At 71.5% G+C, this 20,620-nt stretch carries 15 protein-coding genes; 12 read left to right on the top strand and 3 right to left on the bottom strand.

What is annotated here, in order from left to right:
• Nucleotides 1–26: 26 nt before the first annotated feature.
• The 4 genes from FHX81_RS04165 to FHX81_RS04150 are packed head-to-tail and all read left to right on the top strand — an operon-like array spanning nt 27 to nt 4,709.
• Nucleotides 27–1,505 carry a sugar ABC transporter ATP-binding protein gene (locus FHX81_RS04165; protein WP_141975286.1) on the top strand — a complete coding sequence of 493 codons (1,479 nt, stop codon included), beginning with the start codon at nt 27–29 and terminating at the stop codon, nt 1,503–1,505.
• Nucleotides 1,506–1,510: 5 nt separating this feature from the next.
• Nucleotides 1,511–2,509, top strand: coding sequence for an ABC transporter permease (locus FHX81_RS04160; RefSeq protein WP_141983724.1), 999 nt, complete (start codon nt 1,511–1,513; stop codon nt 2,507–2,509).
• Complete coding sequence (locus tag FHX81_RS04155) at nt 2,506–3,495, top strand: ABC transporter permease (RefSeq protein ID WP_246107620.1); 990 nt, start codon at nt 2,506–2,508, stop codon at nt 3,493–3,495. The genes FHX81_RS04160 and FHX81_RS04155 overlap by 4 nt, the downstream gene beginning before the upstream one ends.
• A gap of 29 nt (nt 3,496–3,524) precedes the next feature.
• Nucleotides 3,525–4,709 (top strand): substrate-binding domain-containing protein, encoded by a 1,185-nt coding sequence (locus FHX81_RS04150; protein ID WP_141975285.1) that lies wholly within the window; start codon nt 3,525–3,527, stop codon nt 4,707–4,709.
• 234 nt (nt 4,710–4,943) lie between these two features.
• On the opposite strand, the gene FHX81_RS04145 is transcribed toward FHX81_RS04150, so the two are convergent.
• Together FHX81_RS04145 and FHX81_RS04140 are read right to left on the bottom strand one after the other, a co-directional pair.
• Nucleotides 4,944–5,999, bottom strand: a complete 1,056-nt coding sequence (locus FHX81_RS04145) for a LacI family DNA-binding transcriptional regulator (RefSeq protein ID WP_141975284.1) — start codon at nt 5,997–5,999, stop codon at nt 4,944–4,946.
• A gap of 345 nt (nt 6,000–6,344) precedes the next feature.
• Nucleotides 6,345–7,118, bottom strand: a complete 774-nt coding sequence (locus FHX81_RS04140) for a FadR/GntR family transcriptional regulator (RefSeq protein ID WP_141975283.1) — start codon at nt 7,116–7,118, stop codon at nt 6,345–6,347.
• A gap of 153 nt (nt 7,119–7,271) precedes the next feature.
• On the opposite strand from FHX81_RS04140, the gene FHX81_RS04135 reads away from it, so the two are divergent.
• From FHX81_RS04135 to FHX81_RS04105, 7 genes are all read left to right on the top strand, one after another.
• Entirely contained in the window at nt 7,272–8,540 is a 1,269-nt protein-coding gene (locus tag FHX81_RS04135; protein ID WP_141975282.1) for an ABC transporter substrate-binding protein, read from the top strand.
• Between the two features lie 39 nt (nt 8,541–8,579).
• Nucleotides 8,580–9,524, top strand: coding sequence for a carbohydrate ABC transporter permease (locus FHX81_RS04130; RefSeq protein ID WP_246107619.1), 945 nt, complete (start codon nt 8,580–8,582; stop codon nt 9,522–9,524).
• Complete coding sequence (locus FHX81_RS04125) at nt 9,524–10,351, top strand: carbohydrate ABC transporter permease (protein ID WP_141975281.1); 828 nt, start codon at nt 9,524–9,526, stop codon at nt 10,349–10,351. Before FHX81_RS04130 ends, FHX81_RS04125 begins: the two co-directional genes overlap by 1 nt.
• Before the next feature lies 1 nt (nt 10,352).
• A complete protein-coding gene (locus FHX81_RS04120) occupies nt 10,353–11,540 on the top strand; it encodes a mandelate racemase/muconate lactonizing enzyme family protein (RefSeq protein ID WP_141975280.1) in 1,188 nt (395 codons plus the stop codon).
• Nucleotides 11,541–11,684: 144 nt separating this feature from the next.
• Entirely contained in the window at nt 11,685–14,069 is a 2,385-nt protein-coding gene (locus tag FHX81_RS41805) for an RICIN domain-containing protein (RefSeq protein WP_246107618.1), read from the top strand.
• Nucleotides 14,070–14,304: 235 nt separating this feature from the next.
• Nucleotides 14,305–15,789, top strand: coding sequence for an arabinofuranosidase catalytic domain-containing protein (locus FHX81_RS04110; protein WP_342787165.1), 1,485 nt, complete (start codon nt 14,305–14,307; stop codon nt 15,787–15,789).
• Between the two features lie 75 nt (nt 15,790–15,864).
• On the top strand, nt 15,865–16,983 hold the full coding sequence (locus FHX81_RS04105) for an RICIN domain-containing protein (RefSeq protein WP_246107617.1): 1,119 nt from the start codon (nt 15,865–15,867) through the stop codon (nt 16,981–16,983).
• Between the two features lie 57 nt (nt 16,984–17,040).
• On the opposite strand, the gene FHX81_RS41800 is transcribed toward FHX81_RS04105, so the two are convergent.
• Complete coding sequence (locus FHX81_RS41800; RefSeq protein WP_425473801.1) at nt 17,041–18,471, bottom strand: glycoside hydrolase family 10 protein; 1,431 nt, start codon at nt 18,469–18,471, stop codon at nt 17,041–17,043.
• Between the two features lie 425 nt (nt 18,472–18,896).
• Between FHX81_RS41800 and FHX81_RS04095 the strand changes: the two genes are divergently transcribed.
• Nucleotides 18,897–20,540, top strand: a complete 1,644-nt coding sequence (locus tag FHX81_RS04095; RefSeq protein WP_141975278.1) for a glycoside hydrolase family 27 protein — start codon at nt 18,897–18,899, stop codon at nt 20,538–20,540.
• The last annotated feature ends 80 nt before the right edge of the window (nt 20,541–20,620 follow it).

Here is a 20,620-nt window from a genome sequence, read left to right as displayed (position 1 = left end):
GTGTCCACGGTGGAAGGTGTGACGGTGTGAACGTGCGGCTGGAGGGCATCACCAAGAGCTTCCTCGGCGTCGCGGTGCTGCGCGGGGTCGACCTCGAGCTGCGGCCCGGCGAGGTGCACGCGCTGGTCGGGGAGAACGGGGCGGGCAAGTCGACGTTGCTGAAGGTGCTGGCGGGTGTCCACCGGCCGGACTCCGGGCGGATCGTGCTCGACGACGAGGAGGTCTCGTTCGGCTCACCGCGCGACGCCCACGCGGCGGGCATCGCGATCATCCACCAGGAGCTCGCCCTGCTCGACCACCGGTCGGTCGCCGAGAACGTGTTCCTGGGCCGGGAACCCGTGCGCCGGGGCCGGGTCGACGGTCGCGCGATGGAGACCGAGACCCGACGGCTGCTGGACTGGCTCGGGGTGCGGACGATCGACCCGGCGAGCCCCGTCTCGCGGCTCTCCGTCGCCCAGCGGCAGGTGGTGGAGATCGTCAAGGCGCTGTCCGCCGACGCCCGGGTGCTCGCCATGGACGAGCCGACCGCCGCGCTGGCCGACCACGAGGTCGAACTGCTGTACGCGCTGGTGCGGCGGCTGTGCGAGCGCGGGATGGCCGTGCTCTACGTCTCGCACCGGATGCGCGAGGTGTTCGACCTCAGCCGGCGCATCACCGTGCTCAAGGACGGCGCGTTCGTGGCGACCACGGCGACCGCCGACATCGACTCCGACCGGCTCGTGCGGTTGATGGTGGGCCGTCCGCTCGACGCCCTCTACCCGGAACGCGGCCACGACCCCGGCGACGTGCGGTTGGCGTTGCGCGGTGCGGGCAACGGCCGGGTGCGGGACCTCACGTTCGAGGTCCGGGCCGGCGAGATCGTCGGCCTGGCCGGGTTGCAGGGTTCCGGGAGGTCCGCGACGGCGCGGGCGATCTGGGGCGTGGAGCCGTTCACCGCGGGCTCCCTCGAAGTGGACGGGACGCCGGTCCACGTCGACGGGCCGCGCACCGCCGTCCGGGTCGGCATCGGCTACGTCACCGAGGACCGCAAGGGCGAAGGGCTGGCGCTGCGGCAGTCGGTGCGGGACAACGTGCTGCTCGCGCGCCGGGCGGCGCTGCGGGGCGCGGCGGCGCGGCGGTCCGACGACCTCGCCGCGCTGCTGGACGCCGTCACCGTCACCGCGCGGGGACCGCACCAGGAGGTGCGCTACCTGTCGGGCGGCAACCAACAGAAGGTGGTGCTCGGCAAGTGGCTCGCGGTCGAGCCGCGCGTGCTGGTCGTGGACGAGCCGACGCGCGGGGTCGACGTGGGCGCGAAGCAGACCGTCCACCGGTTGCTGCGCGACCTCGCGGGCCGCGGGATGGCCATCCTGGTGATCTCGTCGGAGCTGCCCGAGCTGATCGGCCTGAGCGACCGGGTCGTCGTGCTGCACCAGGGCTCGGTCGCGGGCGAGCTGCCGGCCGGCGCCTCGGAGGAGGCCGTGATGCGGCTGGCGACCGGGCACGGGCTCGGTGACGCCGCGTGAACCTCGTGCCGGAGCGGACCTTCAGCGGCGGGACCGCGCCGCGGTCCCGCAAGATCGCGCTCACGCCGACGGCGACCGTGTACCTCGCGCTGGTCGTGCTGCTCGTCGTGGGCAGCGTCCTGGTGGCTCTGAAGGGCGGTGTGCTCCTCGACCAGGGCGGCATCCTCACGATCCTCACCCGCGCCACCGCGCTGGGGCTGATCGCGGTCGGGCAGACGCTGGTGATCGTCACCGGGTCGCTCGACCTGTCGGTCGCCTACCTGGTCGGGCTGTGCTCGCTGGTCGCGGCCGAGACCATGGCGGGCAGCGGTGCGATGGTCGTGCCCGGCGTGCTGCTCGCCGTGGCGCTCGCGGCGGTGGTCGGCCTCGTCAACGGGCTGGTGATCACCGTGCTGAAGGCCAACGCGTTCATCGCCACCCTCGGGGTCGCGCTGGTGCTGCGCGGCTACCTGGAGCACAACTACACCGGGCCGGCCGGCAGCGTGCCGCGCTCGTTCCAACACCTCGGGTACGACCGGATCGGGCCGGTCCCGGTGGCCGCGCTGCTCGTGCTGCTCGTCGCGGCGGGCGCGTGGTGGTACCTGAGGCGGACCCGCGGCGGCTACCACATGTACGCCGTGGGCGGTGACGTCGAGGTCGCGCGGCTGTCGGGGGTGCGGACCGGCCGGACGATCGTGACCGCGCACGTGCTGTGCTCGGTCGCGGCGGGTCTCGCCGGGGTGTTCCTGGCCGCCCGGCTCGGGTCGGGCGCGCCTTACGTCGGCACCGACGCCGGGTACGACCTGGAGTCCATCGCGGCCGTGGTGCTCGGCGGCACGGCGTTGGCCGGTGGTCGGGGCGGTGTCGTCGGCACGGTCGGCGGCGTGCTGCTCCTGGCGACCCTGGACACCGTGTTCGACGACCTCGCGGTCGATCCGTTCTTCAAAGACGTGGTGCGCGGTGTCGTGCTCGTCGTCGCGGTGGCGCTGTACGCCCGCCGCCGATCGTCGCGGAGGTCGGCGTGACGTGGCGGCCCCGCCTGGCCGACGGTACCGCGCCGGTGCTGGTCGTGCTCGGCGCCCTGCTGGTGGCACTGGCCTTCACCGGTCCTGCCTACGCCGAACCCGCGGGCTACCTGGCGCTGCTCAAGCGGGCCGCGCCGCTGGTGGTCCTGGCGATCGGCCAGTACTTCGTGGTCGTGTCCGGCGGGTTCGACCTGTCGGTCGGGTCGCTGGTCACCGCCGAGGTGGTGATCGCCGCCCGGCTGATCGACGGCGACGACGCGAACACGGCGTGGGTGATCGCCCTGGTGCTCGGCTTCGGCGTGCTGGTCGGCCTGGTCAACGGCCTGGTCACGACGAAGCTGCTGGTGCCGTCGTTCATCGTGACGCTCGGCATGCTGCTGGTGCTCGACGGCGCGGTCTTCCTGTGGACCGGCGGGTCGCCGCGCGGCGCGTTGTCGCCGTCGTTCCGGGCGTTCGGCCGGGGCGGGTTCGACGTGCCGGTCCTCGGACAGGTGCCGTGGTCGGTGGTGATCCTGCTGGTGGTGTCGGTGGCCGCGGTGCTCCTGATGCGGAGCGGCACCGGCCGGATGCTGTCGGCGGTGGGGGACAACGAGCGGGCCGTCCGGCTGGCGGGTGGCCGGGTCGACCGGCTGCGGGTGCTGGCGTTCGTGCTCTCGGGACTGCTCGCCGCCCTCGCGGCCATCCTGCTCGCCGGGTTCGCCGGGGTGTCCGCGCAGGTCGGCACCGGCCTGGAGTTCCGGGCCATCACCGCGGTCGTGCTGGGCGGCGTGCTGCTCGGCGGCGGCCGCGGCTCGGTGGTCGCCGCGGCCGCGGGCGCGTTGTCGCTGGAAGCCCTGTTCTCGCTGTTGAACCTGCTCGGCGTCGCGGGAGCGCTCGAGTCCGCCGTGCAGGGCCTGATCATCATCGCCGCGGTCGCCTACGCCGCCCGCGGTACCGGCTCGTGGCGCAGGCTCCGGCCACGCCGCCCCGGGCCGGTGACCTCCTGAACGCCGCCGAAGAACCTGGGAGCAACACCATGCGCAGGAAGTGGTTCGCCGTCGTCCTCGTGGGAGCACTGGCCACCGCCGGTTGTTCGAGCGACCTGCCCACCGGGGGGCCGGGCGCCACGACGACGTCGGCGCGGGCCGACTCGGAGTTCTTCGACCGGGCCGAGTACGAGCGCCAACTGGCGCTGCGCACCGCGAAGCCCGTCGGGTTCGCGGACGCCGATCCGCCGGCCGGGCCGTGGGAGCAGGTGCTCGACCCGGAGATGGTCGACACCGCGCGGTTCGCCGCGCCGGGAGGCGACCACCACCTGTGCTTCTCCAACGCCTCGGTGGACAACCCCTGGCGGCAGGTCGGGGTGAAGACCATGCGGGAGGAGGTGAAGCTGCACCCGGAGATCACCCGCTTCACCGTGCTCGACGCGGAGGCCAAGGACGACAAGCAGATCAGCGACATCGGGTCGTTCGCCTCGCAGGACTGCGACGCGCTGATCGTGTCGCCGAACACCACCGCCACGCTGACGCCGGCCGTCGAGGCCGCGTGCGCGACCGGCGTGCCGGTGATCGTGTTCGACCGGGGCGTCGACTCCGACTGCCCCGTCACGTTCATCCACCCGATCGGCGGGTTCGCGTTCGGCGCGGACGGGGCGGAGTTCCTGAAGGAGGAGGTGGAGGCGGGCGGCAAGGTGCTCGCGCTGCGCATCCTGCCCGGTGTGGACGTGCTGGAGCAGCGGTGGGCGGCGGCGAACGAGATCTTCACCGGCAGCGGGCTGGACGTCGTCGGGGTCGAGTTCACCGACGGTGACGCGGCCAAGACCAAGTCCATCGTCGGCGACTACCTCCAGCGGGAGGGCCGGATCGACGGAGTCTGGATGGACGCCGGCGCGACCGCCGTGGCCGCGGTCGAGGCGTTCCAGGACGCGGGTGTGCCGATCCCGCCGTTCGTCGGCGAGGACCAGCAGGACTTCCTGCGGACGTGGGTCGCCGAGGGGATGACCGCGGTCGCGCCCACCTACCCGACGTTCCAGTGGCGCACCCCGGTGATCGCCGCGCTGCGGATCCTCGCCGGTCGTGAGGTGCCGCGGGAGTGGGTGCTGCCCCAGCCCAAGGTGACCCAGGAGAACGTCCGCGACTACATCGCCCAGGACATGCCGCCGCTGCACTACGCCATGTGCGGCTGCGAGGACATGCCGGGCTACCCCGGTTCCTGGAAGTAGCGGACGGGTCCGGGCGGGCCGCCGGCGTCCGGCGGCCCGCCGAACCTCCCCGCCGTGGCGGCGCCACGCTGGAGGACCTCGCGCGCGCGGCGGGAGAAAGACTCCCCGGAACCACGTGTCCTCCAGCTCACCGGACCGGCCTCGGCGCCGCCGGTGCTCGGTCCGACCCGGCTGGTCGGCGCGAGCCGCACCCGTGGGTGCGGGGGTCGGGCTGACGTGACGGACCGGCTCCGCTCACCGGGGCGGGGCCACGGAGTTCCGGTGCCGCACGGGCATCGGGACGCGGTGGGTGCGGCCGCGGCGGGCGTGGTCGGAGCCGGGCTGCCCGGTATCGGCGAAGAGGAGGTCGACGGCCTTCGCGCCCAGGTCGTGGTGGGGGAGGGCGACCGTGGTGAGGGCCGGGCGCAGCCAGGAGGCGATGGGGTGGTCGTCGAAGGAGACCACCGAGACGTCGTCGGGCACGGTGAGGCCGGCGTCCTGCAACGCCTGGTAGGCGCCGAGCGCGAGCCGGTCGTCCAGGCAGATCAACGCGCGGGGCCGGGCCTTGCCCAGCAGGTCCGCGGTCGCCTCGAAACCGCACTCCGGTAACCACCAGCGGCACGGCCGCCCGCTCTCCACCTCGACGCCCACCTCGGCCAGCTCCTGGTGGATGCCCGCGAGCCGGTCGGACGCCGTGGTGCGGCCCGGCGGGACGTCACCCCCGGACGGGCCGACGCCGATGAGGTGGATGCCCTCGCGGTGGCCGGCGTCCAGCAGCACGCGCGCGGCGGCCCGGCCTGCCTGCAACTCGTCGGGCAGGACCGAGATGAGCGGTGACGGCTCGCGCGGCAGCAGGTTGAGCAGCACCGCGGGACCGGTGGCGAGCTCGCTCGGGGTGGTGATCGTCCGGGTGTGCGCGGAGGCCAGGATGAAGCCGTCGACCTGGTAGTCGCGCATCGTCCCGATGAGCGTGCGCTGGAACCCCGCGTCGCCCTCGGTCTCGCCGAACAGCAGCGTCACGCCGTGCCGCCGGGCCGCGCCGAGCGCCCCCTTGATCATGTGGCCGGCGAGCCGCGAGCTGGCGACCGAATCGGACACGAAGGCGACCGTCCGCGTCCTCGCACCGAGCCGTGCCGTCGAGACCCGGTTGCGGCGGTACTCCAGCTCCGTCGCCGCTTCGCGGACCCGGCGCTGCATCTCCTCGGAGATCCGCAGGTCCCGACCGCGTCCCGACAACACCAGGGACACGGTGGTCTGGGAGACGCCGACCACCTTGGCCACGTCGGCCAACGTGACCCGTCGTGCGCCCACTGTGGACCTCCCGTTCTCCGAGCCGGCGGCCGACGCACGGCGATCGGTGCGGGCGAACGGGGGACGGGGCCGTGCGGATCGGAAGCCACCCCAGGGAACGCTCGCCGCCTGTCCTCCGGATGAGTCTGACTCATCGCGCCGTGCTAGCTACTCATGACAGCCTGTGCGCGTCGGTGCCGTCAAGAGAAACGGGGCTATTTCCGGAGATCCGCGTTCTGTCCGGGTAAGTACTACTCATCGTTCCCTTGAGCGCCGGTGATCGGTATGCTGACCGGAGTCGTCCGCGGGAGCGCGACGACGCTCAGCGGAGTGGCTGTGCGGAGGGGGTGGTGTCGTCGCCTGAACCTAGCGCTCCAGGCGGCTCGGATCCCCGTCTTCGGTGCGGCGCGCCAACCACGCTTCGGTGATGTGGTCGTACATGGCTTCGGCGGCGCCCGCCGGGTCGTGCGCCGCGATCCGCTCGTAGATCCGGCGATGGCCCCGGTTCGACGCCACGCACAGCGCGCGTTCGGTCCGGCCCATGTAGCGGGCGGTGTTGATGACCTGGCTCTCCAACGAGCGCACGACACCGCGCGCGATCCGGTTGCCCGACGCCCGCATGACCGCGTCGTGGAACGCGCGGTCCTGCTCGTGGTAGGCGTCCGGGTCGGCGACGAGCTGGTCCATCCGGTCCACGAGGTCGCGCAGCCGGTCGACCGTGTCCTGGTCGGCCGTGCGGGCGGCCACCTGGGCCATGTCCGATTCGAGGAGTCGCCGGGTGACCACGAGATCGTCGAGCACGGCCAGCGTCTCGTCCTCGGCGATGGTCGCCGCGAGGACCAGCTCGTCCAGCATGTTCCACGTCGTCGGCTGGGTGACCAGGGTGCCCGCGCCCTGGCGCACCTGGACCAGTCCCTTCTCCTGGAGCACCTTCACGGCCTCGCGGATCACGGTCCGGCTCACCGAGAAGGTCTCGCCCAGCACGGGTTCCGGTGGCAGCGCCGTCCCGGGCGGGTGGACGCCGCGGACGATGCGCCCGACGAGCTCCGCGGTGACCGCCTGGGCCAGGTTGGCCGGTCGGCGTGCCCACTCGGGGGCCGCGGGTGGGTCGTCGGCCGGTCGCCGGCCCGCTGAGGTCATCTTTCCTCCGGTCGCGCGGTGCGCCCCGGTGCCTTCAGGGCTGGGCCGAGTATACGGAGCAGCGTTGACGTCAGACGTCATACGAGTTACGTTTCCGATCCAATCGCGCCGAGCGCGGAGATCGCCCGGTCGCCGTCTGGGAAGTGAGCAGCGATGAAGCAGCGCGCACTGTGGTCGGCCGCCGTGGTGTTGGGACTGGTCCTCGCCTCGGGGTGCGGCAGCGCCACGTCGCCGGGCGCCTCCGGCGGATCGGGCGACGGGCTGGTGGTCTGGGACTGGAAGTCCGGTGACGCGAGCGCCGCCGCGTACCTCGAGAAGGCCAAGGCCGACTTCGCGAAGACCCACCCGGACGTGGACGTGGAGTTCGTGGCGCAGCCGTTCGACCAGTACTACACCCTGCTCGGCGCCGCCATCCAGGCGGGCGAGGGGCCCGACGTCGTGCTCTTCAACGGCGGCGGCCAACTCCGGGACCGGGTCGACGCGCTGCTGCCGCTGGACGAGTACCTCGCGCCGGACCGGCAGCGGCTGGCCGGCTGGGAGGCGTTCGCCCGGGACGGCAAGACCTACGCCGCACCGGTGACGCTGCAAGGCCACCCGCTGTACTACAACAAAGCGTTGTACGAACAGGCCGGACTGGACCCCGAGGCGCCCGCCGACACCTGGGACGACTTCGTCGCCGACTGCGGCGCCATCGCCGGCAAGACGGGCGCGAAGTGCTTCGGCGTGGGCAACAAGGAAGGCATCGGCATCCAGTTCTTCCTGTCCGCCATGGGTTCCGCGGTGCTCACGCCGCAGGAGTACGACGACTGGATCGCCGGGGAGCGGGACTGGAGCTCGCCGGGCGTGAAGCGGGTCTTCGAGCTGTGGAAGCAGGCGAACGACGCCGGCCTCAACAACGACGGGGTCAACTCCACCGCGATGTTCAACGACGCGTTCGCGGTGTTCCAGTCGGGCAAGGCCGCGCACATCATCGGGCTGATGTCCGACATCGGGCACTGGAAGGACTTCGGCGAGTTCCTCGACCCGGCCGACGTGGGCGTCATGGCCGCGCCGGTGGTCAACCCGGCGGCGACGCCGAGCCTGCCGTACGACGGCGGCATCGGGTACGCGGTGGCCAAGTGGACCGCGGACCCGAAGCGCGCCGCCGACCTGGTGCGGTCGCTGACGTCATCCGAGGCGCTGAAGGCCTTCCACGCCGACGCGGGGGCGATCACGTCCGACACCACCATCGACGTCTCCGCCGGCGGCCCGGCCGTCACCGCGATCACCGCGGGGATCAAGGGCGGCAAGCCCGCGCTGCACGTCGCGCTGTCCAGCAAGACGATCGACCTGATGGGCCGCCTCTCGCAGCAGTTGCTCAGCGGCTCGGTCACCGTGGACGACGCCGTGGCGCAGCTGGCCGCCTCCGACAAGGCGAGCTGATCCGTGCCACCCGGGGGTTCTCCTCCCTCGGTCCGCCCGGTGGTCGCCGAGCGGACCGGGGAGGTCGTCCGAGCGGCCGCCCGGCGGCCGGTGGGGCGGGTGTCGCGGCGCGCCCGTCGCGGGTCGCGGTCCGAGCGCCTGGCGCCGTTCGTCCTGCTGGCGCCGGCCGTGCTGACCATCGTGGTGCTGCGGCTGTGGCCGTTGGTGCTCGGGGTGAACTTCTCGTTCACCGGTGACGGTGACCGCAACGGCACGCCGGTCGGCCTGGACAACTACGCGACCCTGCTCGCCGACCCGCTGTTCCGCACCGCGTTGCGCAACGTCGGCCTGCTGGTGCTGCTGCTCCCGGTGGCGGTGGCGATCCCCGGCCTGCTGGCCACGTTCATCCACCTGCGGGTGCCGGGGCACCGGGTCTACCGGGGCGTGTACTTCTTCCCGGCCGTGCTGTCCCCGGTCATCGTCGGGGCGATCTTCAACCTGCTGCTCGCCCACGACGGCCCGCTCAACGCGGTCCTCGGCGGGGTGGGCCTCGGGCCGGTGGACTGGCTCGGCGATCCGGACGTGGCGATCTTCGCGGTGGTCGGGGTGCACGTCTGGGCCACGTTCGGCATGGCGCTGGTCGTGTTCCTGGCCGGCTTCTCCACCCTGGACCCCTCGCTGCTGGACGCGGCCAAGGTGGACGGCGCGTCGCTGCCGCAGACCATCCGGCACGTGATCGTGCCGGGGTTGACCCGCACGATCCAGTTCGTCTTCGTCACCACCATGATCGGCATGCTGACGTCGATGTTCGGCCTGCTGTACGTGATGACCGGCGGCGGACCGGAGGGCTCCACCTACCTGCCCGAGTACTACGTCTGGGTCCAGCAGGGGCAGTTCAACCAGCCCGCGCTCGCGTCCGCGGCGTCCACCGCGCTGTTCGTGATCATGCTCGTCGTGGGGCTGGCGCAGATCGCCGTCCTGCGCCGCGCGGGCAGGGAGGGCTGATGGCCGGCCGGAGGTTGACGGGCTGGGTCGTCGCGGTGCCGATGGCCGGGCTCGCGCTGGCCACGGTCTACCCGCTGGTGTTCACCACCAACGTCGCCCTGAAGACCCGTCGGGAGTACGTCCTCGACCGGTTCTCCCCGGCCGGGTCGTGGCACTGGGAGAACATCGCCGCGGCCTGGTCGAGCGTCGGGATGGCGCGGTACTTCCTGAACTCGGTGATCGTCGTGGCGTGCGCGGTCGCCGTGCTGTCGCTGTTCGGCTCGATGGCCGGGTTCGCGCTCGCCCGGCTGCGCTTCCGCGGCTCGTCCGCGTTGTTCCTCGGTGTCCTGGCGGCGCTGTTCGTCCCGTTCCAGGTGATCATGGTCCCGTTCGCGCGGATCATGGCCGACACCGGTCTCCTCGACACCTACCCGGGACTCGTCCTCGCGTACGTGGCGCAGTTCCTGCCGTTCACGGTCTTCCTGATGACCAGCTTCTACGCGGCCGTGCCGCCCGAGATCGTGGACGCGGCGCGGATCGACGGGAACACCGCGTACGGCGTGTACTGGCGGATCATGCTCCCGATGGGCGCGCCGGCCCTGCTGTCGGTCGGCGTGCTCAACGCGCTGTTCTGCTGGAACGACGTGCTCATCTCGCTGCTCGTGATGCCGTCGGCGGACCATCGCACGCTGATGGTCGGCGTCACGTCGTTGCGGGGCCAGTACTCCGACGACATCCCCGTGTTCGCTTCCGGCGTGCTGATCGCCGCGGTTCCCGTCCTCGTCGTCTACCTGTTCCTGCAGCGCCGGATCGCCGACGGCGTCACCGCAGGGGCCACGAAGGGCTGACATGCGCATCACCGGCTACCGGACCCTCACCACCGTCCAGGACTGGGGTCGACCGGTCGGCGACGCCAACGGCGTGTTCGCCGACGGCGTCGTGCGGGTGCCGATCGTCCTCGTCGAGACCGACGCGGGCATCACCGGCGTCGGCTTCGGACCGCACGTGGAGATCGACTCGGTCTTCGCCGCCATCGAGGGCGAAGACCCGCGCGGCGTCACCGCGCTGTACGACCGGATGCTGCGACAGGTGTTCAAGGCCGGTCACGCGGGCGCGGTGTTCGGCACCATCGGCGCCCTGGACACCGCGCTGTGGGACATCAAGGCGCAGGCCGCCGGCGAACCCCTGTGGCGGCTGCTCGGCGGGCGGGACCGCCGCGTGCCCGCCTACGCGTCCGGTGTGGACATCGGGCTGGGCGACGACGAGCTCGTGGCCCTGTACGCGACCTACGCCGACCTCGGACTGCGGGTGGCGAAGCTCAAGGGGGGTCTGGACGTCGAACGGGACCGCGACCGGCTCATCCTGGTGCGCGACGTGCTCACCGACGCCGGTCGGGGCACGCGACCGGGCCTGATGCTCGACGTCAACGAGGCGCTGACCCGCAAGCAGGCGGTGCGCCACGTCGGCGAGCTGGAGCGGACGCTCGACCTGATCTGGATCGAGGAACCGGTCCGGCGGTGGGACGCGGAAGGCCACGCGGCCGTCGGGCGGGGCGTCCGCGCGTCGGTCGCCACCGGTGAGAACCTGACCGGCCTGGAGCAGTACCGCCCGCTGATCTCGACGGGTGCGGTCGACGTCGTGCAGGCGGCCGCGGGCTGGGGCGTCACGCACTTCCTGCGGGTGGCGGCCTACGCCCACGCCCACGACCTGCCCGTCAGCCCCATCGGCAACACGCCGGTGGGGTTGCTGCACGCCGCGACGTCCGTGCCGAACCACCTGGTCAGCGAGCTGCAGGAGCTGCGGCCACCGTCGGGGGTCGCGGTCGACTTCCACATCGAGGACGGGGCGTTCGTCCTGGGTGACAGCCCGGGGCTGGGCATCCGGGTCGACGAGGCCGCGATCGCCGCGTCCGAACTGCTCGTCCTGCCCGTGACCGAGGGCCCGCACGTGCGCCCGGAACGGGCCGGGCAGCGCCTGCTCGCGGTGGTGCAGGGCGTCGGCACGCCACCGGAGCAGCTGCACCCGCTGCCGTCCTGACGAACGGCCCGACAACGTTGTCCGGCTGACCGCGGTTCCTCGTCGGTCACCTCTTCCGCCGTCACGCCCGCGCGTCCGGCGGCCACACCCGCGCGACGCGCGCCCTCGTCGTGCGTCGCGCCACACCCGAGCCAGGAGGTTCCCTTGTCCGCGCCCTCTTCCGCCGCGTCGCGCAGGCTGCCGTCGGTCGGCACCGCCGCCGCGGTGCTCGCCGCGCTGGTCACCCTCGCCCCACCCGCGTCCGCCGCCACCACGACCCTCTACGCGTCACCGTCGGGCACCGGCACGAGTTGCTCCGCCACCCAACCGTGTTCACTGACCGCCGCACAGGCCGCTGTGCGGTCGCAGAACAGCTCCATGTCCGGTGACATCGTCGTGCAGTTGGCCGACGGGGTGTACCGGCTCGCCCAGCCGCTGCGGCTGACCGCGGCGGATTCCGGCACCAACGGCTACCGCGTGCTGTGGCAGGCCGCGCCGTCCGCGCGTCCCGTGATCAGCGGCGCCCGCGCGGTCACCGGCTGGTCGGTGGTGGACGCCGGTCGGAACATCTGGCGCGCTACCGTCCCCACCGGGATCGACTCGCGCCAGCTCTACGTGGACGGTGCGATCGCGACCCGGGCGCGCACCCGGGTCAACCGCGCCGACTTCACGTTCACCAGCACGGGGATGAGGTTCTCCAGCACGGCGTTGACCTATCTGAACAACCTGGCGAACCAGAACCGGGTCGAGGTGGAGAGCGTCAACTCGTTCACCGACCGGTACTCGCCGGTGCAGAGCATCAGCGGGAACTTCCTGACCATGCAGCAGCCCGCGTGGAACAACAACACCTTCGGCTACGACACGCTGAGCCAGCCGCACCGGGCGGGGCCGTTCTACCTGGCCAACGCCTACGAGTTCCTGGACACGCCGGGGGAGTGGTACCTGAACCCGGGCACGGGCGCGTTGTCCTACATCCCGTTGGCCGGGCAGAACATGAGCACCGCGAGCGTCGAGCTGCCCGTGGTGCAGTCGCTGGTGGACATCGGTGGCACCTACGACGCGCCGGCGCACCACATCTCGTTCAGCGGCATCACGTTCACCGGCACCAGTTGGCTCGGGCCCAGCAGCAACCAGGGGTACGTCGACCAGCAGACCGGCAGCTACATCGCGGGCAACTGGAACTGGCCCGCCGACCGGCTCACGTCGTGCCAGAACGGCTGCACCCAGTTCGAGGCGGCGCGGCCGCACTGGAACCAGATGCCCGCGGCCGTGCAGGTGTCCGCCGCCGACAACATCACGTTCAGCGAGTCCCGGTTCGTCAACCTGGGCCAGACGGCCATCGGCATCGGCAACGACGCCAACGCCCACGCGAGCGGCGTCGGCCTCGGCGCGAGCAACGTCACGGTCACCCGGTCGGAGATCGCCCACAGCTCGGCGGGCGGCGTCGTGGTCGGCGGCGTGCGCGCCGACGCCCACCACCCGACCGACCAGCGGATGGTCAACCGGAACATCACGATCAGCCACAACCGCATCCACGACCTCGGCGTGGAGTACCGGGGCAACGTCTCGGTGCTGAACACCTACGTCAGCACCGCCACCGTGGCCCACAACGAGGTCTACAACATGCCCTACTCGGGCATCTCGATCGGCTACGGCTGGGGCGCCAACGACGCCGGCGGCAACACCAACTACGCCAACCGCGGGCTCTACAACTACCAACCGCGGTACACGACGCCCACCACCGCGTCCAACAACCGGCTCATCAACAACTACGTGCACGACGTCATGCAGCAGATGAACGACGGCGGGTGCATCTACACGCTGGCGTGGAACCCGGGCGCTTCGATCAGCGGGAACCACTGCCAGCGGACCAACGGCTACTTCGGGGTCTACTTCGACGAAGGCTCGAAGTACTACTCCGTCACGGGCAACGTGTTCGACAACACCGGCACGTGGGCCACCGCCAACTACTGGGGCGGCGAGAACATGGGCAACTGGACGCTCACCGGCAACTGGTCGACCAACGGCAGCACCAACGTGACCAACGGCGACCGGGGCAACGTGGTGTCCGGCAACACGGTGGTGGCCAACGGCAACTGGCCCTCCGGCGCGCGGGCCGTGACGGCGAACGCCGGGCCCGCGGGGGGCACCGGCACCGGTCCGCAGAACGCCATGCTCGTGGGCACCCAGTCGGGGCGCTGCGCCGAGGTCGCCTCCGGCGGCGGCAACGGTGCCCAGGCGCGGCTCTGGGACTGCAACGGCGCTGCGAACCAGCGGTGGACCCACACCTCGGGCAAGCAGCTCGTGGTGAACGGGAACAAGTGCCTCGACGCCAGCGGCGCGGGGACCGCCAACGGGACCGCGGCGATCATCTGGGACTGCCACGGCGGCGCCAACCAGCAGTGGAACGTCAACGCCAACGGCACCATCACCGGCGTGCAGTCCGGGCTGTGCCTGGACGCCAGCGGCAACGGGACCGCGAACGGCACCCTGCTCCACCTCTGGGCGTGCCACGGCGGCACGAACCAGCAGTGGACCACGCGCGGCTGACCTGGAGGTCGGGACCGTCGCGACCGGTGCGCACCACGCCGGTGGCGGAGCCGACCGTTGCTTTAGCGCTTTTTTAGCCCCTACCGTCGGCATGCTTCGAAGCGGTTCGACGCCGCCACCGCTCCCGTCGCGCCCGCAGCACGGCTGCGGGCGCGCGCTGCCGCCGTTCACCCTGCCCTCCCACATCGTCGTAGGAGTGACAATGCAGCCTTCACCCGTTCCCGAGACGGGGCCCGTGCAGCGATGGTGGCGCAAGCCGGCGGCGGTGCGCGCGCGAGCCGCGGCCGCACTCGCCCTGCTGCCCGCGGCGTTGCTGACGTGGTCGGCGCCGGTGGCCGCGTCGGCGGCCGGCACGGGCCCGTGCGACATCTACGCGTCCGGTGGCACGCCCTGCGTGGCCGCGCACAGCACGACCCGGGCCCTCTACGGCTCGTACGCCGGCAACCTCTACCAGGTCAGGCGTTCCTCGGACAACACGACGCGGGACATCGGCCTGACGGCCGCCGGCGGTACCGCGAACGCGGCGACCCAGGACTCGTTCTGCGCCGGCACCACCTGCGTCATCACCGTGGTCTACGACCAGTCCGGTCGCGGCAACGACCTGTGGTACCAGGGCTCGACCGTGGTACCGGGGTCACCCCAGAGCAGGCCCGCGGTCGCGACGTCCGAATCGCTCGCCGTCGGCGGCAGCAAGGCGTACTCGCTCTACATCAACCCCGGCAACAGCTACTGGCGCGACGGCCACCTGACGGGCGTGCCGACCGGCGCCGCGCCGGAGGGCATGTACATGGTGACCAGCGGCACGCACGTCAACAACGGCTGCTGCTTCGACTACGGCAACAGCGAGACGACCCGCAAGGCGGACGCGGCGGGCGCGATGGACGCCATCAACTTCAGCACCCAGTGCTGGTTCGGCGGGTGCGCCGGCACCGGCCCGTGGGTCCAGGCGGACCTCGAATGGGGGCTCTTCCCCGGTGGAAGCCAGTCGTGGAACCCGAACCAGCGCGCGTTCACCAGCAAGTTCGTCACCGCGATGCTGAAGAACAACGGCACCACGCGGTTCGCGCTCAAGGGCAGCGACGCGCAGGTGGGCAGCCTCACCACCCTGTGGGACGGCGCGCTCCCCAACGGGTACAGCCCGATGAAGAAGCAGGGAGCAATCATCCTGGGCAGCGGCGGCGACTGCTGCAAGCCCGACGGCGGCGCGAACCTCAGCGCGGGGACCTTCTACGAAGGGGCGATGGTCGCGGGCTACCCGTCCGACGCGACCGAGAACGCGGTGCAGGCCAACATCGTCGCGGCCGGGTACACCACCGGCGGTGGCACCACCCCCGGTGGGGCGGTGCGCGCGGTCGGCGCGGGCAAGTGCCTCGACGTGCCGAGCGGCACGGCGGGCGCGCAGGCCCGGATCTGGGACTGCCAGGGCAGCTCCGGCCAGACCTGGACCCGGACGTCCTCGGGCCAGTTGACCGTGTCCGCCGGCGCCGGTCAGATGTGCCTCGACGCGTACGGCCAAGGGACGAGCGCGGGCACGCGGGCGGTCCTCTGGTCGTGCAACGGCCAGGCCAACCAGCGCTGGAACGTCAACGCCAACGGCACCATCACCGGCGCGCAGTCCGGCCTGTGCCTGGACGTGTCCGGCGCGTCCACCGCCAACGGTGCGCTGGTGCAGCTGTGGACCTGCAACGGCGGCGCCAACCAGCAGTGGCGGGTCGGCTGATCCCACCACGAGTTCCCTGCTCCACGGCGGTCCGGCACACCGGTGCCGGACCGCTGCTCACCACGAGGAGTGCAAGTGCGACAACGCGTCAACAGAATCGCCGCCCGCGGCGCGGCCCTGATCACCGCCGCGCTGGTCACCGCCGCGCTGCTGCCCGCGGGCCCCGCCGCCGCGGAGTCGAACGGCGGGGTGCGGGTCATGCCGCTGGGTGACTCCATCACCGAGGGGACGCAGGTGCCCGGCGGCTACCGGATCGGGCTGTGGCAGCGGTTCGGGGCGGGCAACTACCGGGTGGACTTCGTCGGCTCGCAGTTCAACGGCCCCGGATCGCTCGGCGACCACGACCACCAGGGGCACCCGGGCTGGCGCATCGACCAGATCGACGCCAACGTGGTCAACTGGCTGCGCAACACGAACCCCCGCACGGTGCTGCTCCACATCGGCACCAACGACATCCTGCAGAACTACAACGTGGCCAACGCACCCGCCCGCCTGTCGGCCCTGGTCGACAAGATCACCGCGACCGCCCCGAACGCGGACGTGTTCGTCGCCACGATCATCCCGCTGTCCAACTCGGGGCAGAACGCCGCGGCCCGGACCTACAACGCGACCATCCCCGGCATGGTGCAGAGCAAGGTCAACGCGGGCAAGCGCGTGCGCATGGTGGACATGCACGCCGCCCTGACCACGGGCGACCTGATCGACGGCGTGCACCCCACCGCCACCGGCTACGACAAGATGGCCGCGACCTGGTACGCCGCGCTGCGCGCCGTGCCCGGGAGCATCGGCGACCCGGTCGCGTCGCAGGGCAGGCAGGTCGTGGGCGTGGCGTCGGGGCGCTGCCTGGACGTGCCGGGTTCGACGACCGGCAACGGCACGCAGCTCCAGCTCTGGGACTGCCACGGCCAGCCCAACCAGTCGTGGACGCACAACTCCTCGCGCCAGTTGGTCGTCCTCGGCACCAAGTGCCTGGACGCCTACGGCCGGGGCACGACCAACGGCACCCAGGTGGTGACCTGGGACTGCCACGGTGACACCAACCAGCAGTGGAACGTCAACGCCAACGGCACGATCACCAACGTGCTGTCGGGGTTGTGCCTGGACGCGTACAACCTCGGTACCGGCAACGGCACCAAGCTGGTCCTGTGGACCTGCTCCGGCCAGTCGAACCAGCAGTGGACGCTGCGGGCCTGACCCTGACGCACGGGAAAGGCGGGGGACGACGTGTCCCCCGCCTTTCCCGTCATCGGCTCAGCCGACGCGGACGAGCTGCCACTGCTGGTTGGCGCCGCCCGAGTCGGTGTACTGGACGACGTTGGCGCCGTCGTTCGTGGCCGAACCCTGCACCTCGACGGCCTTGTTGCTGTTGCGGTTGACCAGTCGGAAGTAGCCACCCGACTCGACCGCGCGGAACTGCTGGTTCGTGCCGCCGTGGTCGGCCCACTGCTGGAGCGCGGCGCCGTCGGCGGTCGACGAGTTCGGTACGTCGAGCACCTTGCCGGAGTGGCGGGACTTCACGCGGTAGTAGCCGCTGCCGGAGTCCAGGAACTGCCACTGCTGGTTGGCGCCGTCGTTGCGGCTCCACTGGGCGATCCGACCGCCGTCGTTCGTGGCCAGGCCGTACACGTCCAGCGCCTTGCCGCTGTTGCGGTTCACCAGCACGTACCACGCGCTCGGGTCGATGACGCCGGGCTGCGGCGTGGTGCCGCCGTTGAGGGCGTTGAGGACGGCCGTGTAGGCGGCCTTCTTGTTGCCCGAGCCGTCGAACAGCAGCGGGGTGCCGTAGGAGCGCCACGAGTCGGTGTCGCGGATGCCCCAGACGGTGATGCCGGTGCAGCGGGCGACGGCGAGGCAGGCCTTGACGACGCGTTCGTAGTTGGCCGCCTGCGCCGAGCCGGAACCCTCGATGTCGAGCTCGGTGATCTGCACGTCCACGCCGAGGTTGGCGAAGTTCTGCAGCGTCGTCTGGTAGTTCGACGGCACCGGGCTCTGGGGGTTGAAGTGCGACTGGAGACCGACGCAGTCGATCGGCACGCCCCGCTGCTTGAAGTCCTGCACCAACCGGTAGACGGCCTGGGTCTTGGCGTGGGTCCAGTCGTCGGTGTTGTAGTCGTTGTAGCAGAGCTTCGCACCCGGGTCCGCCGCCCGCGCGGCGCGGAACGCGGCCTCGATCCAGTCGTTGCCGGTCCGCTGGAGGTTGGAGTCACGACGCGCGCCCGAACTGCCGTCCTGGAACGCCTCGTTCACCACGTCCCACGCGTAGATCTTGCCCCGGTAGTACGTGGCCACCTGCGTCACGTGGTTCAACATCGCGTTGCGCAGCGCGGACCCGCTCATGTTCTGCATCCAACCCGGCTGCTGCGAGTGCCACGCCAACGTGTGCCCGCGCACCCGCTTGCCCTGGGAGCGGGCGAGGTTGACGATGCGGTCGGCGTTGCCGTAGCTGAACCGGTTCTGCTGCGGCTCGGTGGCGTCGATCTTCATCTCGTTCTCGGCGGTGACCATGTCGAACTCCCGCTGGAGGAGCCCGGTGTAGGTCGAGTCGCCCAGCCTGCCCGCGGCGACGGCCGTGCCGAAGTACCGGCCCTTCTCCGCCGCCGCGGCGGCGAGCGTCGCGCCCGCCGCCTGGGCCGAGCCCTGCAGCGCCACCATGGTGGCGACCAGCCCTGCGACGAGCAGCAACGTCGTTGTTCTGACCGCTCGTAGTGAAAGTTCCATCACGGGCCCTTCGCGAGGTATTGTCTTGTTATCGCTAACAGGTGGCGGCGGAATCCGCAGGTGAAGGGGATTGTGCGGAGGTGCGGCGACGATGGCCGCGAACTCGGTGTGCCCTGCTGACTGTGAACGATCCTCCCGTGGCCGGTCAAGCCGTAACGCAATTGTTTCGTGCAGGTGAGTAGCGCTTCCGGTGGGCTGAACGGAGCAACTTCCCGGCCACCGCCGCAGTGCGGCGCGCCGATAAGACCTGGTCTGGACTCACTTCGGTCGAAGTGCTCAAAGTTAGCGCTCACATTTAGCTTTGACCTGTCCTCGGGCGCATAGTTCCATGGGCGTGACCCCGTATCGCGCACCGCCGACGGTGTTCCGGTCGAACCGAAGGGACGACGATGTCCGCTGGTACCCGGCGACTCCTGCACCTCGCCGCCGCTGCCGCCGCCGCGCTCGGCCTGGTCACCGCGTCCCCCGTCGAGCCCACCGCCCAGGCCGCGCCGGGCAGTCCCGCGCTCACCCCGCCGCTGGGCTGGAACAGCTGGAACAGCTTCGGCTGCGGCATCACCGAGGCGCAGGTGCGCCAAGCCGCCGACGCGATGGTGAGCTCGGGCATGCGTGACGCGGGCTACCAGTACGTCGTCGTGGACGACTGCTGGTTCGACCCGCAGCGCGACGCCCAGGGCAACCTGCGCGCCCACCCGACCAAGTTCCCCAGCGGCATGAAGGCGCTCGGCGACTACATCCACGGCAAGGGGTTGAAGTTCGGCATCTACCAGGCGCCGAACGAGAAGACGTGCGCCCAGGGCGTCGGCACCCACCCCGGCTCGACCGGCAGCAAGGGGCACGAGGTCCAGGACGCACGGTCGTTCGCGTCGTGGGGTGTGGACTACCTGAAGTACGACTGGTGCTCGGGCAGCGGCACCCGGGACGAGCAGGTCGCCCGGTTCACGATCATGCGTGACGCCCTGCGCGCGACCGGCCGCCCGATCGTCTACAGCATCAACCCCAACAGCTTCCACGCACCGACCGGCGACAAGTACAACTGGGGCGAGGTCGCCGACCTCTGGCGGACGACCGAGGACCTGCTGGACATCTGGCAGAACGGCAACACCAACAGCTACCCCATGGGCGTCGGCAACGTCCTGGACGTCACCGCCCCGCTCGCCGTCCAGTCCGGACCCGGGCACTGGAACGACCCCGACATGCTCGTGGTGGGCCGTCCCGGGCTCACGCTGACCGAATCGCGCTCGCACTTCGCGCTGTGGTCGCTGATGGCCGCGCCCCTCATGGCGGGCAACGACATCCGCACGATGTCGGCCGACGTCAGCGCGATCCTGCGCAACCCGCGCCTGATCGCGGTCAACCAGGACCAGCTCGGTGTGGGCGGTCGACGGGTGCGCGACGACGGCAACACCGAGGTGTTCGCCAAGCCGTTGAGCGACGGCTCGGTGGCCGTGGGCCTGGTCAACCGGGGCAGCGGCACCGCCACGGTGTCCACCACGGCCGCCCAGATCGGCCTGTCGGGCGGCTCGTTCACCCTCCTGGACCTGTGGACCGGAGGCGCTTCGACCACCTCCGGCACGATCTCGGCGAGCGTGCCGGCGCACGGCGTCGCGGCGTTCCGCGTCTCCGGGGGCAGTCCGATCGCCGCCACCACCGGCAGGCTGCGCGGCGCGGGCTCGGGCCGCTGCGTCGGCACGGAGAACGCCTCCACCGCCGCCGGCGCGGCCACGCTGCTGTGGGACTGCGACACCGCCGCGAACCAGCAGTGGACGACCTGGCCCGGCGGCGAGGTCCGGGTGTTCGGCGACAAGTGCCTCGACGCGTACAACCAGGGCACCGCCAACGGCACCCGCGTGATCGCGTGGTCGTGCAACGGGCAGGACAACCAGAAGTGGACCCTCGGCTCGGACGGGTCGCTCCGCAACACCCGGGCCGGGCTGTGCCTGGACGCCGAGCAGGCGGGCTCCGCCAACGGCACCCGGCTGATCCTGTGGACCTGCAACGGCCAGGCCAACCAGAGGTGGAGTCGCGCCTGACGGTGGCGTCGAGCGGCAGGCCCGTCCTCCGGCGCGGTCGCGCGACGCAGGCACCCGGCCCCTTCGCGCACGGCACCGCG

The organism is Saccharothrix saharensis, from assembly GCF_006716745.1.
GTDB classification, from domain to species: Bacteria; Actinomycetota; Actinomycetes; order Mycobacteriales; family Pseudonocardiaceae; genus Actinosynnema; species Actinosynnema saharense.
This window is presented reverse-complemented; position numbering and strand designations above follow the sequence as displayed.